Consider the following 23,553-nt stretch of genomic DNA (forward strand, 5'->3'; position numbering starts at 1 on the left):
GTGGTCACCTCAGCGGTAGGACTTCTGGTAGCGGGCACGAGCGCCGGGCCCGCCCCACTTCTTTGGTTCAGACTGGCGAACGTCGTTCACCAGCAGGGAACGGTCGAACTCCATGAACGCGTCGCGGAGTTCGGCGTCCGCAGAGTGCTCAACCAGTCCACGCGCGATGGCGGTGCGGACTGCGTCGGCCTGTCCGACGACGCCGCCGCCTTGCACGTGCACTTCGATGTCGACCGAGTCGCGCAGGCCTTCGGAGATGCGGAACGGCTCCAGCATCTTGAGGCGGGCGAGTTCTGGTTCGACCAGTTCGACTGGCTGGGAATTGATACGCACGCGACCTTCGCCTGCTTTGACCGTTGCACGGGCGATGGCCGTCTTCTTCTTACCACTCGTATTCGTTACCATGTGACGTTGGCCCCCAGTTTTTCGCTCACTTCGCCCAGTTGGACAAAGCGGATGTTCGATAAGCGGTCGATCGACGTGCCTTCAAGGACTTCGCCGTCGTCGTCGTACGGGTTACCCACGTAGACGCGGACGGATTCGAGCGCCTCACGGCCACGCTGCGTTTTGTATGGCAGCATGCCGCGGATGGCGCGCTTGAAGATCATGTCGGGACGCTTTGGGTAGTATGGGCCCTGGTCAGAGCCGATCTCGGCACGCTTCTCGTAGACCGAGAAGATGTCGTCTTTGCTGCCGGTGATGATGGTTTCTTCTGCGTTCACCACGGCAACGCGCTCGCCGTCTAAGGCGAGCTGGGCGACCTGGCTGGCCACCCGACCCATGATGCAGTCGCGGGCGTCGACAATGACGTCGACGTCGAATTCGGCTGCGCTCATTGAATCACCCGAATGTTCGTTCCGTTGGGGTTCTGTTCAAGGATCTGTTCCAGCTTAACTGGCTCACCGACTTGCTTGATCTTCGTCTCTGCTGACGACGAGAAGTCGACTGCAGCGACGGTGACCGACTTTTGAAGGACGCCACTGCCGAGCACCTTTCCAGGTACAACGACGGTTTCGTCCTCTTTGGCGTACCGCTCGATACGGCCCAGGTTGACCTCTGCGTGGTTACGCCGGGGCTTTTCGAGTCGGTCAGCAACATCGCTCCAGATGTCGGCACCCGAATCACGGGCGGTCGACTTCAGGTCGGCGATGAGACTGGCGAGCCTCGGATTCGTCTTACTCATAATATCGCTCCTGGTGGAAAACTGAGTGCAGGGGGCAGGATTTGAACCTGCGGACTCCTACGAGACAGCGCCCTGAACGCTGCGCCGTTGGCCTGACTTGGCTACCCCTGCTCGCATGCATGTGTTTTGGGTTGGCCTTCAAACCTGTTTCGATTGCACACCCGGTCCTGCCGGTGGTTTTGTGGGCAGGCGTCCGGGACTGAATGTGGTTTGAAGGGATCATTGGTCTGCTTACAGTTGGACTGCTTCTTCGAGTTCTGCGGCGCGGTCACCGAGACTATCGGCGGCGGCGAGGACGAGGTCTGCGACGGTGAACGACCCGTCAGTTTCGACGTCGAACACGAACGCGTTCGGCACGTCGGTGACTTCGACTTCCTTGCCTGGATACCGCTTCGAGAGGTCGTGGTCGAACTCTTCGGTGCCGACCAGTTCTCCGTCTTCTTCGATTACACCACGAAGGATGTTCGGTTCGTCATCCTCAAACTCACCTGCGTCACCGACGACCTCGACACGCTGGAGGTGTCGGTAGCCAACGGCCACCCCACCTTGGAACTTCGCGTGGGATTTGCCGGTGTCGAGAACCGCGTCGGCCTCGAATTCGAGACGCTGGCTCTCTTTGAGTTCGACGATGGGGACGTTCTGGTCTGCGGGCTGGACGAGGTCGTCCGCCGAGACGAGGTCGCCCGAGTACGCCGTTGCCGGCCCTTTCACGTCGAGACTCAGGGTGACGGTGTCACCGAGCTCGAACTCGCCGATGGGCGAGGTGAGCGGGACGAGACCCAGTCGCAGGGCGATCATCTCGTCGAACATCACACTCGAGTTCTCGATGAACCGAACCGTGTCGATCGACAGCGTGGGCACGTCCGTAATCATCGCGCGGCGGATGCCGTTTGCGAATGCCGGGGTGACCCCACGGACGAGGAATCGCGACCTGCGATCCGTGTAGTCGATGAACTCCACTTCGTAGTCGACAGCCATTGTTAGAACCCGCTGTTCTTAGGAGCACGAGTGCCGTCGTGCGGAATTGGCGTGACGTCTTCGATGCGGCCGATTTCGAGTCCGGCACGGGCGAGCGCGCGAATCGTCGCCTGTGCGCCGGGGCCTGGGTTCTTCTGGAGGTTGCCACCGGGGCCACGCACACGGATGTGCAGGCCAGTGATACCAGCGGCGTGAATCTCCTCTGCGACCGTCTCAGCCATCTGCATCGCCGCGTACGGGGATGCTTCGTCACGGTTCTGCTTGACTACGGTACCACCGGACGATTTGACGATCGTCTCGGCGCCCGTCTGGTCGGTGACCGTGATGATGGTGTTGTTGAACGATGCGTAAACGTGGGCAATGCCCCATTTTTCTTCTTCAGAACTCATTGTTGGTCCTCCGAACGCTCAGGGTGCAGGTCGTCTGCGAGTGGGCTGGTCTCGTCGAACGCGACCGAATCCTCATCTGCGACGGATACCTTCGCAGAGGGAGTGGTAACACGGCTGCCGGCGACGGTGACGTGACCGTGGACGATGAACTGGCGTGCCTGCTTTGGCGTGTGACCGAGGCCTTTGCGGTAGGCGACCGTCTGGAGACGGCGTTCGAGCACGTCGTTCACGTCGAGACTCAGGACGTCGTCAAGGCTGTCGTCCTCGGAGAGGATGCCGATGCGCTTGAGACGGGCGAGGAACTGGGAACCGCGCTCGGTTGCGAGTTCCGTGTCGCCTTGCGTCTGCCCGAGCAGTTCGCGGGCTTCGCGGCGGTAGTTACGCAGTTCCGACTGCGCCTTCCAGAGTTCTTCTTTGTTCTTCAGGCCGTAACGACCGGCGAGCCCGTGCTCTTCGGCGATGCGCTCGCCCTGGAACGGGTGGTTCGGGGTTTCGTAGAACTTCGTGTTCTGTCCGGGAAGCGACATTTATTACTCCTCCTCCTGTTTGATGGCTTCGATGTTGACACCGATGGTTCCCTCCGAGCGTCCGGTGGACTTGGTGCGCTGGCCACGAACTTTCTGTCCGCGCTTGTGGCGTGCGCCCTTGTAGGAGTTAATCATCTTCATCCGGTTGATGTCACGCGTTCGCGTGAGGTTTACGTCGTTACCGGTGATGTGTTTCGTCTCGCCCGTGTAGAAGTCGCTTTGACGATTCGTGAGCCACACTGGCACTTCGTCAGCGTACTCTTCTACGAGGGAGACAATCGATTCAATCTCGTCGTCCTCGAGGCGGCCGAACGTTTCACGTCGGTCGATGTTGGCTTTTTTCGCGATGATGCGGGCCGTCCGTCGGCCAATGCCGTTCATCTCGCTCAGTGCACGCTCGATGCTCTTCGTACCATCGAGGTCTGTCTGTCCGATACGAACGAAGTATCTGATGTCCTCTTGTTCTTCGTCCGTGTTGGGTTCTTCTGCACTCATTGTTGCTGAATGGTTGATGAAGCAACTTCGTTGCTTCGGTCGAAAGTGTCCGTTATTGGACGTTCGAGACGTCGTGGCGGGGATTCGAACCCCGGAGGCTTGACGCCACAGAGTTAGCAACCCTGCGCCTTGGGCCAGACTTGGCTACCACGACCTGCGCTCAGTATCTTCGCCCAGTTGGACTCGGGGCACATGCCCCTACAGCTATTCGCTTACACTGGTACAAATCCGGTTAGGGTACTTAAACACAACGAAAGCAACCCGCCTGCCCGTCATGCTGTCTCACGGCAAACGGGGGTGAAAAAAGCTAGACAGTCTGCGAATAGTTGCGTATTAGAACAGTCTCGAATACAGAGAGAAAACCGCTGTGGACAGACTGTAACTCAGACGCCGACCGTCTTCTCGGGGAGGTACTTCTCGTTTACAACCCACTCGCCATCTTCTTCGATGAGATACTCGCCATAGTACGGAACACGATTCGCCACGACCGCACGGAACGCCGTCCGAATCTCGTCTTTCGTCATCTCGCCCATCGGCCGCAGGTCGTCGTTGCGGTTGAGACAGCCCTTTAGATACCCTTCGTGCGTCACGCGCACGCGATGGCAGTTCGCACAGAAGCTCTTGTTCCCGACTGGGTCGACGATTTCGACCATGCCCTTCCCGATGTAGTAGCGCTTTCTGCCGTGCATGTTCCGGCGTTCGATATGGTCTGCTTGGTCTGCGAGCCAGTCGTGAACCCGCCCGATGTCGATTGCCCACTCGTCGTGGCCGGTCAACTCCGGCATGTACTCGATGAGCTGGAGTTGCAAGCCCTCGTTTTCGGCAACGTGGTCTACCATCTCCGGGACGTAGCCCGCTGTCTGCTTGAACACGACCATGTTCAGCTTCACGGGGTCGAGTCCCGCGTCAAGTGCCGCTTGCACGCCTTCGAGCACGCGGTCGTAGGCTCCGCTTTTCGTAATCTCCGCGAACTCTTTGGGGTCGAGCGCGTCCTGTGAGACGTTCACCCGCGCAAGCCCAGCTTCTTTGAGCGCCTCCGCCCGGCCCGGCAAGAACGTCCCGTTCGTCGTCAGCGACACCTCCATCGAGTCGGGCGTCCGCCGAATAATCTCCTCTAAATCTTCGCGCAACATCGGCTCGCCGCCTGTGAACTTCACTTTCTCGACGCCAAACTCTTCGACGACCTCCAGAAATCGAACCACGTCGTCCGCGCTCATCTCGTTTTCTTGCGGGTCCATCGGCCCGCGCGTGTCCCCAAGCCCCTCGTTGTGACAGTAGACACAATCAAAATTACACCGGTCGGTGAGCGAAATCCGCACGCCCGTCACCTCGCGGCCAAAATCGTCCGTGAGCATATGACACACTTCTCGTGCGTCCGCATAAGTTGGCGGGACAAAACACCCCCAAAGTAACCAAAATTGCTTACGGGTTCCGGCAATCCGCAACGAGACCCCGTTGCAATCGAGCGTCAGTCTACCGACGAAGTCCGTCGTCGGTCTGGGCCTTCACAAGCCTTATCGCCCCGTCACGATGTACGTGCGACCATGGACAAAGCGGACATCCTCGACCTCCTGCGACGGGTAGACGACCCCGACCTCGGTGACGACATCGTCTCGCTGAACCTCGTAAACGAGGTCACTATCGACGCAGACGACACCGTCCACATCTCACTCGCGCTCGGTGCACCCTACTCGCCGAACGAAACACAGATCGCCGCTCGCGTACGCGAAGTACTCTCAAAAGAAGGCATCGAGCCGGAACTCACCGCAGACGTAGACCGTGGCATCACCGCAGACGAAAGTATCCTCCCGAACGTCAAGAACATCATCGCCGTCGCCTCGGGCAAAGGAGGCGTCGGAAAATCTACGGTTGCGGTGAACTTGGCCGCTGGCCTCTCCCAAATGGGCGCGCGCGTCGGTCTCTTCGACGCAGACGTCTACGGCCCAAACGTCCCGCGGATGGTCGGCTCAGACGAACGCCCGAAGGCAACCGCCGAGGAGAAAATCGTCCCGCCCGAGAAATTCGGGATGAAGTTGATGAGTATGGCATTCCTCACCGGCCAAGACGACCCCGTCATCTGGCGCGGCCCAATGGTCCACAAGCTCCTCACCCAACTCTGGGAAGACGTCGAATGGGGCCACCTCGACTACATGATTATCGACCTCCCACCCGGGACTGGCGACACCCAACTCACTCTCCTCCAAACCGTCCCCGTCACCGGTGCAGTCATCGTCACGACCCCACAGGAAGTCGCCCTCGACGACGCCCGGAAAGCCCTCCGCATGTTCGGCAAGCACCAAACGCCCGTCCTCGGCATCGTCGAGAACATGAGCTCTTTCCGTTGTCCAGACTGTGGCAGCGACCACTCCATCTTCGGTGAAGGCGGCGGCGAGCGCTTCGCAGAGGAAGTCGAGATGCCGTTCCTCGGAAAAATTCCCCTCGACCCGCGCGTCCGCACGGGCGGTGACGAAGGCAAACCCGTCGTGATGGACGAAGACTCAGCGACCGGCGACGCGTTCAGGCAATTCACGGAGAATACTGCCACGAACGTCGGGATTCTACTCCGCCGACGGATGCAATAACCATGGTCGAGAAGGACACCGAGCGAATGGACACACTCCGCGAAATCGCAGACGACGTGCGCGACGGGTCGGACGAGGCCGATAAGATTTCGGCGCTGCTGTACCGCATCAGCGACCTCTACGACCCCGACGAGGAGACCACACCACAGGACATCTACCTCAACATGAAGTTCATCCTGCAAGTGGTCGAACGCGGCACGTTAGAGCGTTAGAACAGTTCTTCGAGAGTTCTTTTGGCAAATAATCCATATTTTGTGACTAATAGTGGAATCACTGCTACAACCAGAATAATAAATGCAGACACTCCGATATATTCGAGGGCGATTCCAACCGGTAGGAATGAATCGAATATACCGACCCCCAATAATGAAAAAGCGATAGCAGAAGTATAAACAGCTGCTCGGACATTGAAAGTCAATGTTCTTGGATTTGTTTTCTCAAGTAGCCGACCCATATTTGGGTAGAAATTCACTACTGACAATTTACGAGAGGTGTCATATGCGAAAAGGACATAAAATGACGAGAGTAGCCATACAAAAGCCCCACACCAAGTATAATAACTTGTAATTAGTCGATACTGAAGTTCCGGTGAAGATTGGAAAAGAAAGCCTATTACAGATATATAAATTCCAATAATTACAAGATTATATCTGAGTATTTTTAATCCGTCATTTGCAATTCTATCATAGCAAATTTGGAGTTTGTCGATATCATTATCATTTATCTCGCCGGCCATACTAGTAATATATTGTTATTAATTCTTAACAATTGATATTTTTGATGGCAGCTTGAAAGACAAGGCCTCGATAATGACATTAGTTTCCGCTCATTTTTACCCACCCGTCTCTACCGGAGAGGTATGTCTCTCTACCGCGGAATTCTCCTCCGGGCGTGCCTCGCGGGCGTCATCGCGTTCGCGTTGGCGACGGCCATCGGGATGCTCACGAAAGATTTTGCGGCGAGTTTCCCGAGTGGGCTCGGCGTTGGGGTTGGTGTCGCTCTCTCGATTGCCCTGACCGGCCTCTGGTTAGCCCGCAACGGGTGATAAATCGGGTAAAACGGGCGGTTCACCGGGGCGAAACGCTATATCTGCAGACTCCCTTCGTTCAGCCATGAGCATAGAGACGCAAGCGACAGAAGAGGACGTGCGAGAGCGCATCCGGCTGTTCATGATGCGAAACTTCCCGCAGATTCAGATGCACGGCGGGAGTGCGGCGATTCAGGACTTAGACCTCGAAAACGGTGAAGTCTCCATCTCGCTCGGCGGCGCGTGCAGCGGCTGTGGCATCTCCCCGATGACGGTACAGGCGCTCAAACACCGCCTCGTCGCCGAGATTCCAGAGATCGACGTCGTCCACGCCTATACCGGTATGGACAGCACCCCGAGCATGCCGTCTTTCTCTGGCAGCGAGGACGACGAGAACCGCCCACAAGCCCCCTTCTAAACGATTTTCTACTCCCCGGCTAAACACCGGGTATGAACGATACGAGAGCGCGCGTGTTGGCTGCGCTCGCAGACGGGTCGCGCTCCGGGCCTGCACTCGCAGACGAGCTGGGGATTTCGCGGGCGGCGGTCTGGAAACACGTCGAAGCGCTCCGCGAGGCCGGATTCGAAATCGAGAGCGATGGTGAGGGATATGTCCTCGCCTCCGTGCCTGAGTACGGTGGCCCCGCCGTCGAGTTTGGTCTCGACGCCCCCTACAACATCGAGTATCACGAGTCGATTGACAGTACGAACAGCCGGGCACGTGAACTGGCCAAAGAAGGCGCAGAGAACGTCGTCGTGCTCGCAGACGAGCAAACTGGAAGCCGTGGTCGCCTGAATCGTGACTGGCAAGCGCCCGCCGGTGGCGTCTGGATGAGCCTCGTGCTCCGCCCGGAGCTCCCCACGTCTCACGCGCCATTGTTGACGCTGGCCGCTGCCGTCGCAGTCACAAAAGTCGCCCGAGAGGCAGGCGTCGAAGCCGTTATCAAGTGGCCGAATGACGTGCTTGTCTCGACCGCAGAGGGCGAGAAGAAGCTCTGTGGCATCCTCACAGAGATGGCGGGCGAGGCAGACCGCGTCTCGTGGGTCGTCGTCGGAATCGGCATCAACGCAAACCTCGACGCAGACCAGATTCCGGAGACAGCGACGAGCCTCCAGATAGAAGGAGGGGAAGTGAATCGTCGAATCGTCGTCCAACGCGTGCTTGAGGAGTTTACCGAACTCGCGGCGGATACGGAGGCTATCCTGCCTGCGTGGCGCGAATATGCCCTCACCCTTGGTCAGTACGTCCGCGTCGAAACGCCGAATGGCGACGTACTCGGTGAAGCCGTCGATGTCGAGTTCCCGGGAACGCTCGTGTTAAAAACTGACGACGGCACTGTGCGGATTTCGGCGGGCGAATGTGAGCACCTCCGGCCGGTTCAGTCGCGTTGAGAGGAAACGCGAACGGTCAGCACGGGAATATCTGAGGTTCTTACGACTTTCTCTGCGACGCTCCCGAGGAGCAAGCGGTCGATGCCACCCCGGCCGTGGGTACCCATGAAAATCAGGTCACAGTCTTCGGTTTTCGCGTAGCGGACGATTTCTTTACTCGGTGAGCCTTCGAGGAGGACACGTTTTACCGGAACCCGGCCGTCGATGAGCTCTTCGAGTCTGTTGAGTGCGGTGTCGCCTTCGTTCGAGAGCATTTCGTTCACACCATCCCAGGAGGTTTCCATCGGGAGATTGGCGAAGCTCGCCGTGTTGATGACGTAGACGGCGTGAATCGTCGCATCGTGAACCTGTGCGAGTTCGACGACCTGTTCGACGACGCTGTCGATGCCGTCAGAGCCGTCCGTTGGAACGAGAATGCGCTCGTACATCGTGTTAGTCGATAACACATTCAGCCCGACGACTCTTAACTGTTGTAGCGACGGTGCCGGTTGAGACTCCGTTATATGTACGAACTAAAACATATATTGGTGTGTTCGAAATATTGTCAGAAAAACTGTTCTCTGAGAGAAAGGTATCGTTAGAGATAGACGGCTTTCACGTCGCTCGCGCCAGCCCGTCGGACGACGGCTCTAACGACTTCGTTGGCACCGGTGAGGTTGTCCGAATCACCGTCTAACACCTGCAGCTTTGCTGGTCTGCCTGCTTCGAGGACGCCGTAGTCGAGCCCGGCGATTTCAGCGCCGTTGACGGTCGCCATTTGGAGAACGTCCGTGGCCGACACGTCCGCGAGTTTCGCGGTGAACTCCATCTCGCGAAACATCGAGGGGCTGTTGAGCATCACGTTGTCCGTACCAAGGGCGACCGTCGTCCGGTTGCACCACTCCGCGATTGGAGGGATGCCAACGTTCGTGACGAGATTCGACCGCGGGCAGACGACAATTGGGATGTTGTTGTCTTCGACCCGTTCGAAGTGAATCTGTTGGGGGTGTACCATGTGCACCAGAAAGTCCGGGTCTAAGTCGAGCGCCGGGTTGATGTCGAGTTCGTCACGCTCGCCCGCGTGGATGCCGAACAGTTTTCTAGCCTCACGAGTCGCAGTGCGCTCAGGCCCAAATTCGGCGTCTCTCGCGCCGCTTGCGCCATAGCCATCGCTCGCTTCCATCGCCGCAATCTCTTCGCGGCCGAGGATGACGGGTTCGACTGGCTGGCCGTCTGCGGCTTCTCTGAGCACTTCGACGCCTTCGGTGCCGCCTTCGCGGAACTCGATGAACGCCGCGGTGCCGGTCTGTTGCATGAACGAAATCGACCGGCGCATCGCGGAGACCATTTCTGACCGGTCTGCCGCTCGGAGCAATCGGTGTTTCAAGCCGTCTGGTGGCGCGACGAGCTCGTCGAGCGAGAGGCCGCCGCCTGCTTCTTTGGCAATCGAGTCGCCGATGTGCGTGTGGGCGTTTACGAACGCCGGGAGGATGATGTCCGTCGAGTCCGTGGGCGCTTCCTCGATGGCAGTGATTTCGCCGTCTTCGACGACGAGGCGTCCTTCGATGGGGTCGAACGACCGCCCGCGTAAAATTGTCCCTGTGAGTTCCATAGACGAGTGATTTTCCGCCATCTTATTCAAACTCGTCAAGTCGCGCGTGGATGCCGTGGCGTACATCTTGGACGAGCGCGCCGTCGATGTCAAGACCGAGTTCTCGGACGGCGGCGTTGCCGACGCGCTCTGCGACCGACGCTGGGGCGTAGACCCCGAATCGCCACTGGTCGCGCTGGGCGGTTTCGAGCGCGCCGACAAGCGTCGATTGCTGGTCGAGCGGGCGGATTTCACCGTTCACGATGACGCGCGTCGAGGACTCTTTCATTGTCGGCCGGGAGGGGATGTCGAGGAGCACTTCGTCTACGTCCACTTCGGCCTGTACCGCAATTTCTGTCTCCCACTCGTGGATTTGCTCGCGGCTTGCGTCGATGACGTCGTCGCCAACGTCGCGCATCTCCGCCCAGATGCCGCGTTTGTAGAGGTCGCGGTAGCTGAGGCGGTCTGCGAAGCCCTGTGTGCCGTCGAAGGTGCGGAGCGCGACGATGAGGTCGTGGTCGTCCATCCGGCGAAGCCGTTCCGGGGTGACGACGTCGTTTTCGAGCAGGTGTTCGGTCGCGCGTCGGAGCATCGTCTTCCCGATGCGGGCGACGTGGTGGTTGTAGACGGTTGGGTTCATCAACGCCCGCGCGAGCAGCAGGCTCTCTGCAGTCTGGACGTTGCCTTCTGCGAGGACGAGTTCGCCGTCAACGAAACGGAGTTCCCGGACGAGGCGACCGTGGTCGATTGTCCCGTAGGGGACGCCCGTGTGGTGGGCGTCGCGCAGGAGGTAATCCATCCGGTCTACGTCGAGTTCGCCCGAGACGAGTTGGCCGAGTTCGCCATCGCCCGCGACGAGGTCTGCGACCTTCTCCGGGTCGAGGTCGTGGGCGCGGAGGATATCGCCCACCGTCCCCTTGTCGAGCAGTTCGTGGACGTCGTCGTGGTACTTGCCCGTGTGGTGTTCGATGATGGTCTCGATGTTGTGCGAAAACGGCGTATGCCCAACGTCGTGGAGCAGGGCTGCCGCCCGGACGCGTTCTGCCTGTCTGCCTTCGACGCGGAGGTGGCGCAGGGCTTGGGTGGCGAGGTGATAGACGCCGAGGCTGTGTTCGAATCGTGAGTGGTTCGCAGAGGGGTACACCAGCCCCGCAGTGCCCAACTGCTTTACATGGCGAAGGCGCTGGACTTCCGGGGTGTCGAGTAAGTCCTGGGCAACGCCGCCAACCTCGATGTGGTCGTGGACGCTGTCCTTTATATGCTTCATACGCCCCCGTTCGGCGGCTTGGTACAAAACATCGCGGCCGGAGCGAAGGCATGTAATCCGACCATCCGTGAGGCGTGTAACCACGCACCATTCAATTCACTGAAAGAAGGCAGAAAAAATAGGAAGAATGTTAACGACAGACTGGTTAGCCCGGCATGATGCCTACTGACAAACAAGCCGGGTCTGACGAGCTCGATGAGACCCTCCGCCAAGAGTTGGCAGAGGGTGCATCAGCCCGGTCGGGTCCTGCCTTAGAGTTCTACGGAGGGAAGTGGATGAGTGCCCTCCCGATTGGATTGTTCATCGTGTGGGCCATTTTCCAAAGTGGCCTCCTCGGAATCGGTGACACGACAGGACTGTCGATTGGGATGCTTGTCTCCCTTACCGTCGGGATGCTGTTCGTCAAAGGTGACTGGAAAGAGTACGCAAACACCATCTTCGAGGGGATGACCCGCCGCGTCGCCGCGACCGCCATCGTCGCGTGGCTCTGGGCTGGTATGTTCGCCCAGACGCTCCAAGACGGCGGCTTCGTGGACGGCCTCGTGTGGGCCGCCCAAGTCGTCCCCGTCTCCGACGCGCTGTTGCCTCAACTGTTCCCCGCCGTGACGTTCGTCCTCGCCGCGTTGCTCGCAACCGGTATCGGGACGGGCTACGGGACGACCATCGCCTTCACCGGCCTGTTCTTCCCCGCTGGCCTCCTGCTCGGGGCGAACCCCGTGCTCCTGTTCGGGGCAATCCTCTCCGGCGCGGTGTTCGGGGACAACCTCGCACCCGTGAGCGACACGACCATCGTGAGCGCCGTCACCCAAGACTCCGACATCGGCGGCGTCGTCGCCTCACGGTTCAAGTACGCCTTCGTGGCCGCCGCGCTGGCGTTCACCGCGTACACCATCATGGGGCTGTCGATGCCCGGAATCGACATCGGACAGAACTCCCAACAACTGCTCGAAGCCCAGAGCAACCCGCTTGGCCTCGTCCACCTCATCTCGATGGGTGTCGTCATCGTGACGGCCATCAAAGGCCGCCACATCGTCGAAGCCATCTCGTGGGGGATTTTCACGGCCATCGCCGCGAGTCTCGCGCTCGGGCTTGCCTCGGTCCAAGACGTCCTCGTGTTCAACGCGCCCGAAGGCGCACCGTTCGCCGCCTCCCTCAGCGGCCTGCCGTTCGTCCAAGTCGTCGAAGAGGGGACGGGCGTCGCCGGGAGTCTCGTCACTGGGGCCTCTGGGTTCTTCCCGCTCATCGTCCTGACGCTGCTCATCGTCGCCGGTGCGCAGGTCATGATTCGCGGAGGCGGCTTCGAAGCGCTCCAGAACCTCCTGCTCAACTCCGTCGCCACAAACGTCCGGCGCGCGGAGACGACGATGGTGCTCGGCACGGCCTCCGTGAACGCGATGATTACCATCAACACCGCAGCCGAAATCGCCATCGCGCCCTACATCTCGCGCATGGGTGAGAAGTTCAACATCAACGGCTACCGTCGGGCGAACATCCTAGACGCGAACACCTCCGCACTCGGGTACATCTTCCCGTGGGCCGGTGGCGTCCTCGTTGGGGTGACCCAGATGGAGCAACTCGCCGCAAACAACGGTGAGTTCGCGTGGTTCACCACCGACATGATTGTAAACGCCATCGACGTGGTGCCGTTCGTCTTCCACGGTTGGTTCCTCGTCGGCGTGTTCCTGCTCGCCGCGCTCACTGGCTACGGCCGGGAATACATCCCAGACCGTGAATCGAAGGAGGTGGCTCGCGTATGAGCTTCCTCTCAGGCCTCTTTCGAACCTCGACGCCCGCCTTCGACCCCGGCGACGAGTTCTCGGTGTTCATCACGAGCTACGACGGCCGCGGTGCCGTAGCTCGCGTTGGCGACACCCACCTGTTCGTCGAGGGTGCGACCGAAGCGCACGTAGACGAAAAAGTGCGCGTCCGCGTCACCTCGTTCGACGAAAGCGCATACGAAGGCGAAGCCGAACTGCTCGACAACTAGTTTCTCCCGCCTTTCGAGGGGAGTGTTTAACCCACCGGACAGTCACCACTCAGGCATGGTTACGTTTCTCGCAGGCGGCACGGGAACCCCCAAACTTCTCTCGGGTTCCGATGCCGTCTTTTCACCCGCCGACACCACCGTCATCGGCAACACCGGCGACGACGTGGAACTCGGCGGCCTCCTCGTCTGTCCGGACGTAGACACCGTCCTCTTCTCCCGGGGCGGCGTCCTCGATACCGACCGATGGTGGGGCATCAAAAACGACACCGAGGAGACGAATCGGGCGCTCCACGACCTCGCAGAAGATGCCGGATTCTCGCCGGGGCCACGCTACCTGCCCGCCGACAAGCAAACTGCGGGCAGACTACTCTCCCGCTGGCGACGGTTTTCGGGCGTCGGTGAGTTCATGACCATCGGTGACCGCGACCGTGCGGTCCACATCACGCGCACGAGCCTCCTTGATGAAGGCCACTCGCTCACCGAAGTCACACAGACGCTCGCAGACGCCTTCGACGTAGACCTCACGCTCCTGCCGATGAGCGACGACCCCGTGGCGAGCATCATTCATACACCAACCGGGGAAATGCACTTTCAGGAGTTCTGGGTCGGCAAACGCGCCGAGCCGGAAATCGAGCGCGTGGAGTTCCGCGGAGCCGAAAACGCCCAAGCAACGCCCGCCGTCCGTGACGCGCTTGCTGACCCCGTCGTCATCGGGCCGTCGAACCCCATCACCAGCATCGGGCCGATGCTTGCCATCCCCGAAATCCGTGACGCGCTCGCAGAGACCACCGTCGTCGCCGTCTCGCCGTTTATCGAAGATACGGTGTTCTCGGGGCCTGCGGGCGACCTCATGGCTGCCTCGGGGTTCGACCCGAGTACGGCGGGCGTGGCGGACGCCTACCCGTTCGCGGATGCGTTCGTCCTCGATTCAGATGACGACACGAGTCTCGACCGGCCGACCGTGAAAACCGATACGCGCATGGACACACACGCGGACGCCGTCCGCGTCGCAGAGGCCGTCGCCGCCGCACTGGAGGTGGCCTGAATGTTCGAGCCGCGCGTCGCCCTCGCCAGCCTCTCGGGAGAATCCGACGCTGAGTGGGCGCGAAAGGGGTCTGCCTACGCCGGGGCCGCCTTCCTCGGCGGCGTGTCGCTAGACGAACAGACGCGAGACGCTGCCAGAAAACTCGTCGCTCGCGACCGAACCGAGTTTCTCCCGGACGACCCGCTCGCGTTCATCGACGGCGAACTGGCCGCACTCAGCGACGCGGCGCTCGTGGCGGGGGTGAACGTCCGCACCGTGACGACCACCCCACTCCGCGAGGCTGCAGAACTGTGCGTCGCCCACGACGCCATCCTCGAATTGAACGCTCATTGCCGACAGGCCGAGATGTGCGCGGTTGGCGCGGGCGAAACACTCCTCGCAGATACGGATAGACTCTGTGCGTACGTGAAAGTGGCCGCAGAAACGGGCGCGACGGTGAGCGTGAAGGTGCGCGCCGAAGTCGAAGGCGTCGACCTCAGCGAGACGGCAGCGCGGGTCGAAGCCGCCGGAGCCGACATTCTCCACGTCGATGCGATGGACGCTGAAGCGGTCATCGCGGAGGTGGCCAAATCAGGCTTGTTCATCATCGCCAACAACGGCGTGCGCGGTACCGAAACCGTCAGAGAGTATTTCGCCTACGGCGCTGACGCCGTGAGCGTCGGGCGGGCGAGCGACAATCCGACGGTTATGGCGCGGGTGCGTCGCGCAGCCGACCAGTTCGGAGGTGCGCGATGAGAACACCCCCACAGAACGCCGAACTCGCCTTGCTCCTCGAAGTAGCGAGTACCCCAAAGCCGGGCAACGTAGACCGCCATCGCGACCACGATGACCTGCGCTTCGAGCACTTTCTGGCAGGGGCTGTCGGCGCACAGAACGGGCTCCAACTGGCCGCAGAAGGCGAGCCAATCGGCCATGCCTTCGAACGCGCGGTGTCGGGCATGGCGGAACAACGCGGCGGCAACACCCAGTTCGGGGCGTTGCTCTTGCTCATCCCGCTCGTGCAGGCTTCGACCGGTGAGTTCTCGTCGGAGGCGACCCAGCGCCTCGTGAGAGAGACGACGATTGCGGACGCAGCGAACTTCTATCGCGCGTTCGAGCACGTTCCCGTGTTCGTGAGCGACCCGCCCGCAGACGCAGACGACCTCGACGTGCGCCGGGGGTCGAAGGCGATTCCGACGCTCGAAGCCCGTGACATCACGCTCTTCGACGTGATGGAGATGAGTGCCGACGGCGACGGCGTCGCCCGCGAGTGGACAACGGGCTTCGAACGGTCGTTCGCGGGCGCAGAACGGCTCCGACGACTTTCGGGGCCGGTCACCGACCGCGCCGCGACCCTGTTTCTCGAACTGCTCGCCGCCGAACCCGACACATTTGTCGAAAAACACCACGGACCGGAGGTGGCGGCGGAGGTGAGCGAACGCGCCCAAGCCTACCTGCGGCGGAAAGCAGACCCTGAGAAACTCGCAGACCAGTTCGTCAAAGAGGGCATCAATCCGGGGACGACCGCCGACATCGTGGCCGCGTCGCTGTTCATCGCACTCGAACGAGGCCTGCAGGTATGACGTGGCCGGTCGAACTGCGCGGCGTGACCGAATCGCTCGTGACGACGCGCGGGCCGAACGGGAAGTGGAACGTCGCCGCGCTCGGCCTCCACGCCGGGTCGCGGGTGACCGCGCGCACCTACGGTCGAACGCGCACGTGGCGCAACTTCCACGAAGAAGGCGAGGGCTACGTCCAATTTCCAACCGACCCCGTGGACTTCGTCGATGGCGCGCTCTCCGTGTACGAAGTGGGTGACCCGGTTCTCGACAGCGCCGGAGCGTGGGCGCGCGTCGAAGTCGAGCAGATGGATTCAGCAGAGAAGGGAGACATCACCGTCGAAACGTGGACGCTGACGCCCGTCGAATCCGCGGTCGTCGCCGAATCGGTGCCGACCATCAATCGAGGGTTCAATGCCGTTATCGAGGCGACAGTGGCAGCCTCACGCCTCGACGTGCCCGAATACAACACCGAGACGCTCAGCGCGCGACTCGACTATCTGGCCGACGTGGTGGCTGCGTGCGGTGGGCCACGGGAACACGAGGCACTCAATCGGCTGCAATCGTACGTTTCGTGGGAGTGAGAACGAACGTTTTTAGTCGCTGAACGGGGAACCAGACGGTAATGGCAATCAAACCCGCCTACGTCAAGAAGACCGGTCACCGACTGATGGAGCAGTACCCAGACGCCTTCAACACGGACTTCGAGCACAACAAGGACACCGTCGAGGAACTCACCAACATCGAGTCAAAGAGCGTCCGAAACCGTATCGCCGGGTACGTCACGCGCAAAATCAAGACCGCCGCATAAGCCGTTCTCATCTCTCCGCGTTTTCGCCGTAGAGCGACTGCTGTAACGCGGCTGACAGCCGCGCGAGTGTAACACATGCAGGTTCCACAATTGTTTTGAATAGGCCTCTCTCTACGTCAGGTGATGACTGTCAAGGTAGGTATTCTCGGAGCCACCGGTGCCGTAGGGCAGCGACTAATCCAGCTCTTAGAACCGCACGACCAGTTCGAAATCGCCGCACTCACCGCCAGTGAGACGAGTGCAGGCCGGACGTACCGCGACGCCGCTAAGTGGCGTGTGAACACCCCCATCCCCGAGTCGATCGCAGACCTCACCGTCTCCGATACGACGCCCGACGACGTGCCGGACGACGTCGACCTCCTGTTTTCGTCGCTTCCCTCGTCGGTCGGCGCGGCCGTCGAAGAAGGCTTCGCAGAAGCGGGCTACGTCGTCTCCTCTAACTCCTCTAACTGGCGGATGGCCGCAGACGTGCCGCTCATCATCCCCGAAGTGAACGCAGACCACCTCGGCCTGCTCGAAGTCCAACAGGACAATCGCGGCTGGGACGGCGCAATCGTGAAGAATCCGAACTGTTCGACGATTACGTTCACGCCAACGCTCGCCGCGCTCACTGACTTCGGCTTAGAGCGTGTCCACGTTGCGACCTTGCAAGCCGTCTCGGGTGCGGGCTACGACGGCGTCACCTCGATGGAAATCATCGACAACGCCATCCCGCACATCGGCGGCGAAGAGGAGAAGTTAGAGACCGAATCGCGCCGCCTGCTCGGCGAGTTCGACGGCGCGGAAGTCACCCTCCACGACGTGGAGGTCTCTGCTTCGTGCAACCGGATTCCGACGCTCGACGGCCACTTAGAGAACGTCTGGGTCGAAACGGCAGACGAACTGACTCCCGAGGCCGCAGCGAAGGCGATGACCGAGTACCCCGGACTCGACCTCCCGCTGTCGCCCGACCCGTTCATCCACGTCTTCGAGGACGCAGAACGCCCACAGCCGCGCCTCGACCGCGACCTTGGCGACGGCATGAGCGTCTCCGTTGGCGGCCTCGAAGAATCCACGTTCGGCCTGCAGTACAACTGCCTCGCCCACAACACCATCCGTGGGGCTGCAGGCGCGAGCGTGCTGAACGGCGAACTTCTTCTTGACAGAGACTATCTCTGAAAGAAAGACGGGCGTTCCGTGTTCATGTCTTGACCCACGTTCACGCCGTGAACGTTGAACAGTGAATGAGTATATCCTCTGTTCGACTGTAATAGAAACTGCATCCGATTGCAATTGGGGGATTGTGGCCGGATTGCACTGCACGTGTATCGCGGTTTCCAGATTTCAGAAGGGGTAGGGAGCCGGGTTCAGTGTCTCTAGCAACACAGGACATCGGAGAAACCTTGGGGGAGGTCTGCTCTAGATGACCTGATTTTCAAGGCTGCCAACTCCAACGTCGGATAATCGATTGAGATTCCGTGCCACAATTGCAGCAACCCGCTCGTAGTAAACTGGTGTATACCCCGAATTATGCGGGGTGATAAGCACGTTCGAAAAGCCCCAGAGCGGATGGTCTTCGGGCAACGGCTCCGGGTCGGTCACGTCGAGTGCCGCCCCGCGAAGTTTGCCGAGGCGAATGGCGCGAACCATCGCATCCGTATCCACGACAGGCCCGCGAGCGACGTTCACTAACACCGCCTCCGGTGGGAGCGTTGCGAACGCCTCTCGGTCTAGGAGCCCGCGCGTCTCGTCGGTGAGCGGACAGGCGAGCACGAGATACTCCGTCCGCGCGAGCGCTGCGTGGAGGTCGTCGAAGCCGAACACCTCGTCGGTCGGGCCGCCTTTTTCCGGCGTGTAGCGAATTCCGAGCGTCTCGACGCCAAAGCCCTGCAGTCGTTCGACGACCGCCTGTCCAATCGCGCCGAGGCCGACGATAGTGACCGTCGAGCCATTCAGCTCACGGGTTTTGTAGTGTCGCCATTCGCGTTTCTGCTGGCGACGCCAGCCTTCGGGGAAGCGCCGTGCGAACGCGAGCATCGACGCGACGACGTGTTCTCCCATATTTGGGCCGTGAACCCCCGAGGCCGTCGTGACCGCGATGTCTCGTGCTTCGAGTGTGTCGAGTGGCAAGTGGTTGTATCCGGCGAAGACACAGGCGAACAGTTCTACGTCTTCTGCGGCATCGAGCAGGTCGTCGTCGATGACGCCGCCGGTCACAACTGTGGCGTGTTTGATGAGTTCTCGCTCTTCTGCGGGCGTTTTCGCCAGCGCGATGTCGGCGTCGGGGAGCTGCGCGCGAAGGGCGTCTGCGTACTGTTCTACGGGCATCCCGTGGACGCACCGGCGAAGCACCAGCACGTCGGGTGAGCGGGTCAGTGTGACCACCGTGCTTGCATGCCTCGTGATTTTCGCCCCCTCGTATTACGATTACCGACCGACGAACTCGGCGGGCGATTTCTCGAAGAAAGCGTCGTGGCCGCGCGCGAAGTCCGCTGAGTTCGCAAGCCCCGAGATACGCTCCAATTCTGACGTGAGCTGTTCTGAAAGCGTATTGTCGAAGCTCTCGTGGAGCAGCGCGCGGGTCTCTGCGTAGGCCGCCGTCGGGCCGCTCGCAATGCCCGCAGCGAGGTCTGTAAGGTGGGCGTCAAACTCGTCGTCTGCGACCTGTTCGGTAGCGAGCCCGAGCGAGACGGCTTCCTCGCTGCCGACGGGTTCGTCGCGCAGGGTCAGCCGCTGGGCTTCTCTGAGGCCGACGAGTCGCGGGAGGAAGTAGGTCGAGCCGCCGTCACCGGAGAGGCCGATACGCGGATACGCAAACTCGAAACGCGCGGACTCCGCGGCGAGGACGATGTCGCCACAGAGGGCCAGCCCGAGGCCGCCACCGGCGACCACGCCGTTTACGCCCGTTACGACGGGCATCGGCGCGTTCACGAGCGCGGTCACAATCGCGTGGAGGTCAGTGGCGAGGTGACGGAGTCGTTTCTCGTCGCTTTCGTCGCCAGAAAGCGTCCCGAGGTCTGCGCCGGTGCAGTAGGTGCCGCCGGTTCCCGTGATGACGAGACAGCGCACGTCGTCGCGGGTGACCGCGTCGTAGGTGGCTTCGCGCAACTCGGCTGCCATCTGTCGGTCGAGTGCGTTGTGTGCGGCCGGGCGGGCTAAGCGAATCGTGCAAACTGCACCGTCGTCTTCGACGGTGACGAATTCGAACTCGGACATGGCAAAGAGCGCGGCCGCCAGCCTCAAAACTGTGCCGTCACTCAGTCCGCACGCTGGCGGTTTGGGCCACCACCTTGGAGGGCATTTCGTGTCGAACAGTCGAGACAGGCTCGCACTTCATTGGCGTTGTTTCCGAAGACGCGGGCGAAGTCGAGCGAGACGAACTCGCCACAGGTGTTACATTCTGGCATCGGCAATCACGAGTGGTAGCGAGACACACAGGCAATATTGTTATCCAGGAAGTAAGTGCTGAAATGATTGCAATTAGGACAGTCATTACTGGTGAAATAGTCGGCAACAGTCCGGAAGTGACGGTGCTGCAAGGAGGTTTTCGTCACACGCGACGGGGCAAAGGGTCAGGAATTTAACCCCGCCATGCGCGGGTATTGGTATGAAGCGAGTTGACGTTGCGATCGTCGGCGGGGGGCCTGCTGGTTCCTCGGCCGCAAAGGCGGCGGCCGAACGAGGTGCCGAGGCCATCGTTTTAGAGAAGGGGGTACCCCGTGCAGACCGCGAGCAACTCGGCCCGGATTCGACCGACGCCGCGGGGATGCTCGACTACTGGATTGACCTGATGGACATGGAACCCTCGGAGTTCCCCGAAGACGTTATTCTCTCTCGTCTCGACGGCGCGCAGTTCATGGGACCGACCGAGAAGTTCACGCTCCAGAAAACCGGGATTCCCGCGAAGTACGATGGCTTCGGATTCTGTTTCCACCGCGCTCGATTCGACGACTGGCTCCGCGCTGAAGCCGAAGAAGCCGGTGCCGAATATCGCGTGAAAGCCGCCGTCCGAAACGTCGAAACGACGCTCGCCGGTGGCCCGAAACACACGCTCACCCTGCGCGACGGCTCCGAAATCGAAGCCGAGTATCTCGTGCTCGCAGACGGGCCACAGCGACAGGTCACGATAAACACCGTAGACCAGTTCATGCCCGCCGGTCGCTCTGTGGCGGACTACCTCGGCCCGAACAAGGCAAACCACATCGCGTATCAGGAACACCGTGAGTTCCCCGAGGAGTTAGTCGAGAACAACCTCATCAAGTTCTGGTGGGGCCTCATCCCCGGCCACACAGCGTATCCGTGGGTGTTCCCGAACGACGGCAACGTCCAGCGCGTCGGCCTCACCATGCCGATTGGCATGAACTTAGAAGATGTGCAGTACCCCCATGAGTACAAACTGCTGCGCCACGACGACACGCAGATTCCACCGGGGCGCGTCTACCTCCGTCGCCTGCTCGAAATGCTCTACGGCGACGAGTACGACATTGAAGACGACTTCCCGCTCGTAGAAGACCGTGGGAAGAACAAGGGAACGGAAGCCTACCCAATCTCTTCGACGCGCCCCATCGACTCGCCCGTGGCCGCGAACATCGCAGTCACCGGCGGCGCGATGGGCGGGACGTCTCACTTCCACGAGGGTGGCGACCACGTCGCCGTCCGCACCGGCAAACTCGCCGGGGCGATGGCCGCAAGCGGAACCCTCAACTCCTACAACACGGCGTGGAAGCGCGCGCTCGGGAGCGAGATTCTGCGGAGCATTGCGATGGCCGACTACGTTGCCGACTTCACGCCGCGCGATTGGGACAAGACGTTCGGCACGCTCGACCGCATCTTAGACCGCGGCGGCTACACCACCTCACAAGCGCTCTCCTCGGGCGTCGCCGGGATGAAACTCGCCGCGAAGTACCGAAAAATCAAGTTCGGCTACCGGAACCACTCGTACGTCCAGATTCGAGAAGACGAGTACACGGCGTAAAAAGGGTTTAAACCGGCGGCCCGCTAACTACCTTCTGCGTGCCATTAGTCCCCGCCTGAGCGTACCTGTTCAGGGTGCAATGACTGTGCGGCGAACCCAGGCACGCGACATACGGAGAATCCGCCAGTTGGCGGCGCCTGACACGAGGGTTTCCCGGTTGACGCGGCACGCCGCCTCGGGATGATACCGGCCGTTAGTGTCTCGGGCGACACTCCTCACACGACGAGTCTCTACCATCACCCGAGTATACACATTTCTGGAACGGGATTCAATACGTTTAGTTATCGACACAGGTGAGAACATCCGGTGAGTGCCCGTGCAACGTACAAACCTAAAGTGCCTTTGCCACTGATACACGCGTATGGTCGAAGAAGCGATTGATGACGTTGATAGGGCGATCTTGTATGCACTGCAGGAAGACGCCCGAAATATGTCGTCCGGAGATATCGCGGAGCGCACCGGGACCTCAGACAGCACCGTTCGCAAGCGGATCAATCGGCTCGAATCCGACCGGGTAATTAAAGGATACAGCGCCAGCGTCGATTACCAGAAGTCAGGCTATCCACTCCGAATGTTGCTCTATTGCACCGCCTCGATACCGCAGCGTGGTGAGTGCATCCCCGAAATTCTCGGGATAGATGGTGTCGTTTCGGTTCAGGAGTTGGTCACCGGTGAACAGAACCTCCTCGTTACTGCCGTTGGCGAGTCCGATAGCGATATCACGCAAGTGGCACAGAAACTTCTCGATATGGGGCTCACCATCGCCGACGAGGTTCTCGTACGAAGCCACGAGACGACGCCATTCGGCAAGTTTTCTCCCGAGGATCAAACGGAGACTGATCGATAATCCAAACGTGTTTGCTTTCGAACACGGTCGGACACCGGACAACCGCTCGTACCGGATCGGCAGTGTCTGCGTAACGATTCGGTTTATTGATACGGTATTATGAACACTTCGGTAATTATTTGACCTCTATCGGGCAATCCGGTTGCACGGCCTAATGCCTCACATAGATGAGTCGGAACAGTGGAGGACAATCTGTCGATGAACGATGGCAATCTCGAATCCGTCGTTGAGTCGGTTCAAGACTGGGTCGGTTCTGAGAGAGACTGGACAGACGGTTCGAGTTCACGCACGGCACTCGTCATTTCGTGTTCGATGGAAGGTTGGAACCCCCAAGAACCACTGTGGCCGGTTGACGCCGCTTGGAACCTCATCAAGGTGCAGACCCTCGGAAACCAGGCCTGGAGGAGACACGAGGGCGAAATGGTTCTAGATGGCAATATCGAACATCTCAGAACTCAGTACGACGTTGGGGCAGTCCTCGTCGTTGGACACACGAAGTGTACGGTTCTCGAAGACGCACACGAGGAGTGGGTTGCGCCTGCGTCACAGTCTCCCGCAGGGATCAAAGCACGACTAGATCCCCTTCGCTTGATCGTCAGAGATGGGTTCAAAGAGGGAACCATTACAGAATCAACGCCGCTTCGGACGGTACGGTGTCGACTCGTCGAATTCAACGTCCACCGACAGGTTCAGTTCCTTCGTCAAGCACTCCCTCGGTCGATCACGGTAGCTGGCTACGTTCACGACCAAGACGGAGTATACGGCTCGTTTCCAGATAACTGGTATCTGGTTGCGCTCGACGGTAAAATCGAACCGCAGACTATCCGAACCCAACTCCCCGAAGACACGACGGTTCACGTTGCGAGTCTGTTGCGCTGAACGCCCACATCCGCCACATATCGTTCCAGTATTGAGAGTTTATCGAACAGTTTGTGAAAAATCAGAGTTTTTATTAACCAAT

Annotated in this window: 31 protein-coding genes and 2 tRNA genes; 16 read left to right on the top strand and 17 right to left on the bottom strand. The window is 60.2% G+C overall.

Features of this window, described 5'->3' with window-relative positions; translation table 11 throughout:
* Nucleotides 1-9: 9 nt before the first annotated feature.
* From V5N13_RS03715 to moaA, 10 genes are all read right to left on the bottom strand, one after another.
* Nucleotides 10-405 carry a 30S ribosomal protein S9 gene (locus V5N13_RS03715; RefSeq protein WP_332899491.1) on the bottom strand — a complete coding sequence of 132 codons (396 nt, stop codon included), beginning with the start codon at nt 403-405 and terminating at the stop codon, nt 10-12.
* A complete protein-coding gene (locus V5N13_RS03720; protein ID WP_332899492.1) occupies nt 399-836 on the bottom strand; it encodes a 50S ribosomal protein L13 in 438 nt (145 codons plus the stop codon). The genes V5N13_RS03715 and V5N13_RS03720 overlap by 7 nt, the downstream gene beginning before the upstream one ends.
* Nucleotides 833-1,183 (bottom strand): 50S ribosomal protein L18e, encoded by a 351-nt coding sequence (locus V5N13_RS03725; protein WP_332899493.1) that lies wholly within the window; start codon nt 1,181-1,183, stop codon nt 833-835. Before V5N13_RS03725 ends, V5N13_RS03720 begins: the two co-directional genes overlap by 4 nt.
* A gap of 26 nt (nt 1,184-1,209) precedes the next feature.
* Nucleotides 1,210-1,294 (bottom strand) — tRNA-Leu (locus V5N13_RS03730).
* Between the two features lie 120 nt (nt 1,295-1,414).
* Complete coding sequence (locus V5N13_RS03735) at nt 1,415-2,161, bottom strand: DNA-directed RNA polymerase subunit D (RefSeq protein WP_332899494.1); 747 nt, start codon at nt 2,159-2,161, stop codon at nt 1,415-1,417.
* 2 nt (nt 2,162-2,163) lie between these two features.
* Nucleotides 2,164-2,550, bottom strand: coding sequence for a 30S ribosomal protein S11 (locus tag V5N13_RS03740; protein ID WP_332899495.1), 387 nt, complete (start codon nt 2,548-2,550; stop codon nt 2,164-2,166).
* On the bottom strand, nt 2,547-3,077 hold the full coding sequence (locus V5N13_RS03745; RefSeq protein ID WP_332899496.1) for a 30S ribosomal protein S4: 531 nt from the start codon (nt 3,075-3,077) through the stop codon (nt 2,547-2,549). The genes V5N13_RS03740 and V5N13_RS03745 overlap by 4 nt, the downstream gene beginning before the upstream one ends.
* A 3-nt stretch (nt 3,078-3,080) precedes the next feature.
* On the bottom strand, nt 3,081-3,572 hold the full coding sequence (locus V5N13_RS03750; RefSeq protein WP_336359667.1) for a 30S ribosomal protein S13: 492 nt from the start codon (nt 3,570-3,572) through the stop codon (nt 3,081-3,083).
* 69 nt (nt 3,573-3,641) lie between these two features.
* Nucleotides 3,642-3,726 (bottom strand) — tRNA-Ser (locus V5N13_RS03755).
* A gap of 229 nt (nt 3,727-3,955) precedes the next feature.
* On the bottom strand, nt 3,956-4,927 hold the full coding sequence (moaA, locus tag V5N13_RS03760) for a GTP 3',8-cyclase MoaA (protein WP_336359668.1): 972 nt from the start codon (nt 4,925-4,927) through the stop codon (nt 3,956-3,958).
* 189 nt (nt 4,928-5,116) lie between these two features.
* On the opposite strand from moaA, the gene V5N13_RS03765 reads away from it, so the two are divergent.
* Together V5N13_RS03765 and V5N13_RS03770 are read left to right on the top strand one after the other, a co-directional pair.
* On the top strand, nt 5,117-6,154 hold the full coding sequence (locus V5N13_RS03765) for an Mrp/NBP35 family ATP-binding protein (RefSeq protein WP_332899499.1): 1,038 nt from the start codon (nt 5,117-5,119) through the stop codon (nt 6,152-6,154).
* 2 nt (nt 6,155-6,156) lie between these two features.
* Nucleotides 6,157-6,366, top strand: a complete 210-nt coding sequence (locus tag V5N13_RS03770) for a hypothetical protein (RefSeq protein ID WP_332899500.1) — start codon at nt 6,157-6,159, stop codon at nt 6,364-6,366.
* On the opposite strand, the gene V5N13_RS03775 is transcribed toward V5N13_RS03770, so the two are convergent.
* On the bottom strand, nt 6,363-6,890 hold the full coding sequence (locus tag V5N13_RS03775) for a hypothetical protein (protein WP_336359669.1): 528 nt from the start codon (nt 6,888-6,890) through the stop codon (nt 6,363-6,365). The two genes, V5N13_RS03770 and V5N13_RS03775, sit on opposite strands and share 4 nt — an antisense overlap.
* Nucleotides 6,891-7,013: 123 nt before the next feature.
* Here V5N13_RS03775 and V5N13_RS03780 point away from each other — a divergent pair, with 123 nt between their 5' ends.
* The 3 genes from V5N13_RS03780 to V5N13_RS03790 all read left to right on the top strand — a co-directional run bounded on the left by V5N13_RS03780 (nt 7,014) and on the right by V5N13_RS03790 (nt 8,573).
* Nucleotides 7,014-7,199: a hypothetical protein gene (locus tag V5N13_RS03780; RefSeq protein WP_336359670.1), complete on the top strand. Its 186-nt coding sequence runs from the start codon at nt 7,014-7,016 to the stop codon at nt 7,197-7,199.
* 67 nt (nt 7,200-7,266) lie between these two features.
* Entirely contained in the window at nt 7,267-7,599 is a 333-nt protein-coding gene (locus V5N13_RS03785) for a NifU family protein (RefSeq protein ID WP_336359671.1), read from the top strand.
* A gap of 32 nt (nt 7,600-7,631) precedes the next feature.
* Nucleotides 7,632-8,573 carry a biotin--[acetyl-CoA-carboxylase] ligase gene (locus V5N13_RS03790; protein ID WP_336359672.1) on the top strand — a complete coding sequence of 314 codons (942 nt, stop codon included), beginning with the start codon at nt 7,632-7,634 and terminating at the stop codon, nt 8,571-8,573.
* On the opposite strand, the gene V5N13_RS03795 is transcribed toward V5N13_RS03790, so the two are convergent.
* The 3 genes from V5N13_RS03795 to V5N13_RS03805 form a co-directional block, all read right to left on the bottom strand.
* Entirely contained in the window at nt 8,561-9,001 is a 441-nt protein-coding gene (locus V5N13_RS03795; RefSeq protein ID WP_332899506.1) for a universal stress protein, read from the bottom strand. The genes V5N13_RS03790 and V5N13_RS03795 overlap by 13 nt on opposite strands.
* A 149-nt stretch (nt 9,002-9,150) precedes the next feature.
* Nucleotides 9,151-10,164 carry an amidohydrolase family protein gene (locus V5N13_RS03800; protein WP_336361414.1) on the bottom strand — a complete coding sequence of 338 codons (1,014 nt, stop codon included), beginning with the start codon at nt 10,162-10,164 and terminating at the stop codon, nt 9,151-9,153.
* Nucleotides 10,165-10,186: 22 nt separating this feature from the next.
* On the bottom strand, nt 10,187-11,410 hold the full coding sequence (locus V5N13_RS03805; protein WP_336359673.1) for an HD domain-containing protein: 1,224 nt from the start codon (nt 11,408-11,410) through the stop codon (nt 10,187-10,189).
* A 158-nt stretch (nt 11,411-11,568) separates the two neighbouring features.
* On the opposite strand from V5N13_RS03805, the gene V5N13_RS03810 reads away from it, so the two are divergent.
* The 8 genes from V5N13_RS03810 (at nt 11,569) to asd (ending at nt 17,949) form a co-directional block, all read left to right on the top strand.
* Nucleotides 11,569-13,167 carry a Na+/H+ antiporter NhaC family protein gene (locus tag V5N13_RS03810; RefSeq protein ID WP_336359674.1) on the top strand — a complete coding sequence of 533 codons (1,599 nt, stop codon included), beginning with the start codon at nt 11,569-11,571 and terminating at the stop codon, nt 13,165-13,167.
* A complete protein-coding gene (locus V5N13_RS03815) occupies nt 13,164-13,397 on the top strand; it encodes a DUF7513 family protein (protein ID WP_336359675.1) in 234 nt (77 codons plus the stop codon). Before V5N13_RS03810 ends, V5N13_RS03815 begins: the two co-directional genes overlap by 4 nt.
* 55 nt (nt 13,398-13,452) lie before the next feature.
* Nucleotides 13,453-14,442 carry a 2-phospho-L-lactate transferase gene (cofD, locus tag V5N13_RS03820; protein WP_336359676.1) on the top strand — a complete coding sequence of 330 codons (990 nt, stop codon included), beginning with the start codon at nt 13,453-13,455 and terminating at the stop codon, nt 14,440-14,442.
* Nucleotides 14,443-15,177, top strand: coding sequence for a tRNA-dihydrouridine synthase (locus tag V5N13_RS03825; RefSeq protein ID WP_336359677.1), 735 nt, complete (start codon nt 14,443-14,445; stop codon nt 15,175-15,177).
* Nucleotides 15,174-16,004, top strand: coding sequence for a triphosphoribosyl-dephospho-CoA synthase (locus V5N13_RS03830; RefSeq protein WP_336359678.1), 831 nt, complete (start codon nt 15,174-15,176; stop codon nt 16,002-16,004). The genes V5N13_RS03825 and V5N13_RS03830 overlap by 4 nt, the downstream gene beginning before the upstream one ends.
* On the top strand, nt 16,001-16,564 hold the full coding sequence (locus V5N13_RS03835) for a DUF447 domain-containing protein (protein ID WP_336359679.1): 564 nt from the start codon (nt 16,001-16,003) through the stop codon (nt 16,562-16,564). The genes V5N13_RS03830 and V5N13_RS03835 overlap by 4 nt, the downstream gene beginning before the upstream one ends.
* Nucleotides 16,565-16,605: 41 nt before the next feature.
* The gene (locus V5N13_RS03840; protein WP_332899515.1) at nt 16,606-16,791 is read left to right on the top strand and encodes a 30S ribosomal protein S17e; all 186 of its coding nucleotides are present in this window, start codon (nt 16,606-16,608) and stop codon (nt 16,789-16,791) included.
* Between the two features lie 123 nt (nt 16,792-16,914).
* Nucleotides 16,915-17,949 carry an aspartate-semialdehyde dehydrogenase gene (asd, locus tag V5N13_RS03845; protein ID WP_336359680.1) on the top strand — a complete coding sequence of 345 codons (1,035 nt, stop codon included), beginning with the start codon at nt 16,915-16,917 and terminating at the stop codon, nt 17,947-17,949.
* A gap of 240 nt (nt 17,950-18,189) precedes the next feature.
* Here the strand turns inward: asd and V5N13_RS03850 are convergent, their stop codons facing one another.
* The 3 genes from V5N13_RS03850 to V5N13_RS03860 all read right to left on the bottom strand — a co-directional run bounded on the left by V5N13_RS03850 (nt 18,190) and on the right by V5N13_RS03860 (nt 20,177).
* Nucleotides 18,190-19,098: a D-2-hydroxyacid dehydrogenase gene (locus tag V5N13_RS03850; RefSeq protein ID WP_336361415.1), complete on the bottom strand. Its 909-nt coding sequence runs from the start codon at nt 19,096-19,098 to the stop codon at nt 18,190-18,192.
* Between the two features lie 99 nt (nt 19,099-19,197).
* A complete protein-coding gene (locus tag V5N13_RS03855; protein WP_336359681.1) occupies nt 19,198-19,986 on the bottom strand; it encodes an enoyl-CoA hydratase/isomerase family protein in 789 nt (262 codons plus the stop codon).
* 41 nt (nt 19,987-20,027) lie between these two features.
* A complete protein-coding gene (locus V5N13_RS03860; protein ID WP_336359682.1) occupies nt 20,028-20,177 on the bottom strand; it encodes a DUF7563 family protein in 150 nt (49 codons plus the stop codon).
* A gap of 200 nt (nt 20,178-20,377) precedes the next feature.
* Here V5N13_RS03860 and V5N13_RS03865 point away from each other — a divergent pair, with 200 nt between their 5' ends.
* The 3 genes from V5N13_RS03865 to V5N13_RS03875 all read left to right on the top strand — a co-directional run bounded on the left by V5N13_RS03865 (nt 20,378) and on the right by V5N13_RS03875 (nt 23,471).
* A complete protein-coding gene (locus V5N13_RS03865; RefSeq protein WP_336359683.1) occupies nt 20,378-21,745 on the top strand; it encodes an NAD(P)/FAD-dependent oxidoreductase in 1,368 nt (455 codons plus the stop codon).
* 361 nt (nt 21,746-22,106) lie between these two features.
* Nucleotides 22,107-22,592 (top strand): Lrp/AsnC family transcriptional regulator, encoded by a 486-nt coding sequence (locus V5N13_RS03870; RefSeq protein WP_332899520.1) that lies wholly within the window; start codon nt 22,107-22,109, stop codon nt 22,590-22,592.
* Nucleotides 22,593-22,790: 198 nt separating this feature from the next.
* Nucleotides 22,791-23,471, top strand: coding sequence for a PadR family transcriptional regulator (locus tag V5N13_RS03875; protein ID WP_336359684.1), 681 nt, complete (start codon nt 22,791-22,793; stop codon nt 23,469-23,471).
* Nucleotides 23,472-23,553: the final 82 nt, after the last annotated feature.

Source organism: Haladaptatus sp. ZSTT2 (genome assembly GCF_037081775.1).
Lineage (GTDB): Archaea > Halobacteriota > Halobacteria > Halobacteriales > Halococcaceae > QDMS2.

Coding starts and splice junctions, on each gene's coding strand:
- V5N13_RS03865 (WP_336359683.1), top strand. CDS start 20,378: ATGAAGCGAGTTGACGTTGCGATCGTCGGCGGGGGGCCTGCTGGTTCC.
- V5N13_RS03860 (WP_336359682.1), bottom strand. CDS start 20,177: ATGCCAGAATGTAACACCTGTGGCGAGTTCGTCTCGCTCGACTTCGCC.
- V5N13_RS03745 (WP_332899496.1), bottom strand. CDS start 3,077: ATGTCGCTTCCCGGACAGAACACGAAGTTCTACGAAACCCCGAACCAC.
- V5N13_RS03770 (WP_332899500.1), top strand. CDS start 6,157: ATGGTCGAGAAGGACACCGAGCGAATGGACACACTCCGCGAAATCGCA.
- V5N13_RS03715 (WP_332899491.1), bottom strand. CDS start 405: ATGGTAACGAATACGAGTGGTAAGAAGAAGACGGCCATCGCCCGTGCA.
- moaA (WP_336359668.1), bottom strand. CDS start 4,927: ATGCTCACGGACGATTTTGGCCGCGAGGTGACGGGCGTGCGGATTTCG.
- V5N13_RS03810 (WP_336359674.1), top strand. CDS start 11,569: ATGCCTACTGACAAACAAGCCGGGTCTGACGAGCTCGATGAGACCCTC.
- V5N13_RS03780 (WP_336359670.1), top strand. CDS start 7,014: ATGTCTCTCTACCGCGGAATTCTCCTCCGGGCGTGCCTCGCGGGCGTC.
- V5N13_RS03815 (WP_336359675.1), top strand. CDS start 13,164: ATGAGCTTCCTCTCAGGCCTCTTTCGAACCTCGACGCCCGCCTTCGAC.
- V5N13_RS03825 (WP_336359677.1), top strand. CDS start 14,443: ATGTTCGAGCCGCGCGTCGCCCTCGCCAGCCTCTCGGGAGAATCCGAC.
- V5N13_RS03725 (WP_332899493.1), bottom strand. CDS start 1,183: ATGAGTAAGACGAATCCGAGGCTCGCCAGTCTCATCGCCGACCTGAAG.
- V5N13_RS03850 (WP_336361415.1), bottom strand. CDS start 19,098: ATGCCCGTAGAACAGTACGCAGACGCCCTTCGCGCGCAGCTCCCCGAC.
- V5N13_RS03785 (WP_336359671.1), top strand. CDS start 7,267: ATGAGCATAGAGACGCAAGCGACAGAAGAGGACGTGCGAGAGCGCATC.
- V5N13_RS03835 (WP_336359679.1), top strand. CDS start 16,001: ATGACGTGGCCGGTCGAACTGCGCGGCGTGACCGAATCGCTCGTGACG.
- V5N13_RS03800 (WP_336361414.1), bottom strand. CDS start 10,164: ATGGAACTCACAGGGACAATTTTACGCGGGCGGTCGTTCGACCCCATC.
- V5N13_RS03840 (WP_332899515.1), top strand. CDS start 16,606: ATGGCAATCAAACCCGCCTACGTCAAGAAGACCGGTCACCGACTGATG.
- V5N13_RS03775 (WP_336359669.1), bottom strand. CDS start 6,890: ATGGCCGGCGAGATAAATGATAATGATATCGACAAACTCCAAATTTGC.
- cofD (WP_336359676.1), top strand. CDS start 13,453: ATGGTTACGTTTCTCGCAGGCGGCACGGGAACCCCCAAACTTCTCTCG.
- V5N13_RS03795 (WP_332899506.1), bottom strand. CDS start 9,001: ATGTACGAGCGCATTCTCGTTCCAACGGACGGCTCTGACGGCATCGAC.
- V5N13_RS03870 (WP_332899520.1), top strand. CDS start 22,107: ATGGTCGAAGAAGCGATTGATGACGTTGATAGGGCGATCTTGTATGCA.
- V5N13_RS03735 (WP_332899494.1), bottom strand. CDS start 2,161: ATGGCTGTCGACTACGAAGTGGAGTTCATCGACTACACGGATCGCAGG.
- V5N13_RS03740 (WP_332899495.1), bottom strand. CDS start 2,550: ATGAGTTCTGAAGAAGAAAAATGGGGCATTGCCCACGTTTACGCATCG.
- V5N13_RS03805 (WP_336359673.1), bottom strand. CDS start 11,410: ATGAAGCATATAAAGGACAGCGTCCACGACCACATCGAGGTTGGCGGC.
- V5N13_RS03790 (WP_336359672.1), top strand. CDS start 7,632: ATGAACGATACGAGAGCGCGCGTGTTGGCTGCGCTCGCAGACGGGTCG.
- V5N13_RS03875 (WP_336359684.1), top strand. CDS start 22,791: ATGAACGATGGCAATCTCGAATCCGTCGTTGAGTCGGTTCAAGACTGG.
- V5N13_RS03830 (WP_336359678.1), top strand. CDS start 15,174: ATGAGAACACCCCCACAGAACGCCGAACTCGCCTTGCTCCTCGAAGTA.
- V5N13_RS03855 (WP_336359681.1), bottom strand. CDS start 19,986: ATGTCCGAGTTCGAATTCGTCACCGTCGAAGACGACGGTGCAGTTTGC.
- V5N13_RS03720 (WP_332899492.1), bottom strand. CDS start 836: ATGAGCGCAGCCGAATTCGACGTCGACGTCATTGTCGACGCCCGCGAC.
- V5N13_RS03765 (WP_332899499.1), top strand. CDS start 5,117: ATGGACAAAGCGGACATCCTCGACCTCCTGCGACGGGTAGACGACCCC.
- asd (WP_336359680.1), top strand. CDS start 16,915: ATGACTGTCAAGGTAGGTATTCTCGGAGCCACCGGTGCCGTAGGGCAG.
- V5N13_RS03750 (WP_336359667.1), bottom strand. CDS start 3,572: ATGAGTGCAGAAGAACCCAACACGGACGAAGAACAAGAGGACATCAGA.